Raw genomic sequence first — 750 nt, forward strand, 5'->3', positions numbered from 1 at the left:
TGCATCGTACCTTCATGGTGCTCGGCCGCCACAATACCGGTATCGGCAATATAGCGGAACGGAGATGTGGAGGTGAGAGCCGAAGCGCCTTCCTGAATGCTGTGTTTGGTCCAGAAGCTTTTGGTGGCTTCCTTGGCGGCGGCAAACAGGCGGGCCTGCTCAATAAACTTGGTGATCATGATATACCATGTGCCCAAAGACATGATGAGCATGATCAGCAGCACGCCGCGGGCGATGATATCACCGTTGGACCACAAGGCCCCCAGACCGTAGGGGTTGGCTTCTTCCTTGGTGTCTGCCGCAGGTGGGGCCTGTTCGGCCGGGGCGCTGGCTGCGGGCGCTGGGGTGGCATCCGGTGTGGCGGCAGGCGCCGGTGCGGAAGATGGCGTCGCATCGGGGGCTGGAGCGGTGGCCGCAGGTGCTGTGGGGGCTGCATCCTGCGCAAAGGCCGCAACGGGGGCGGCCGTGCTCATCAGCAGCGCCAGAGCCGGAGCGGCAAGACCTGACACAAAAGAACGGGGCAGTCTGGTCATCTTCCTCATAATCCTCATCATCAGGGCCCAATCCGCTACCCTGTTACGCAAACAGATCGGGCAATCCGTATTTGTACTACTGGCCAGTCTGAAAAACTGACCCCGTTTTAGTCATCCAGCCTAAAGCGGATGACGTAGACCTTGTGCAGTTCCTTTACCGGAGCGCCATTACGCGTGGCCGGGCGATACCGGGCCTTGTGCACGTAATCCAACGCCG

At 60.4% G+C, this 750-nt stretch carries 2 pseudogenes; both read right to left on the reverse strand.

Annotated elements, in window-relative coordinates:
• Positions 1-533: pseudogene (locus ACP7IZ_RS13765) on the reverse strand (MotA/TolQ/ExbB proton channel family protein); the annotation flags it as partial.
• Between the two features lie 107 nt (positions 534-640).
• Positions 641-750: pseudogene (locus ACP7IZ_RS13770) on the reverse strand (energy transducer TonB); the annotation flags it as partial.

The sequence above is a fragment of the Acetobacter sp. AAB5 genome (assembly GCF_050106715.1).
Lineage (GTDB): Bacteria > Pseudomonadota > Alphaproteobacteria > Acetobacterales > Acetobacteraceae > Acetobacter > Acetobacter oryzifermentans.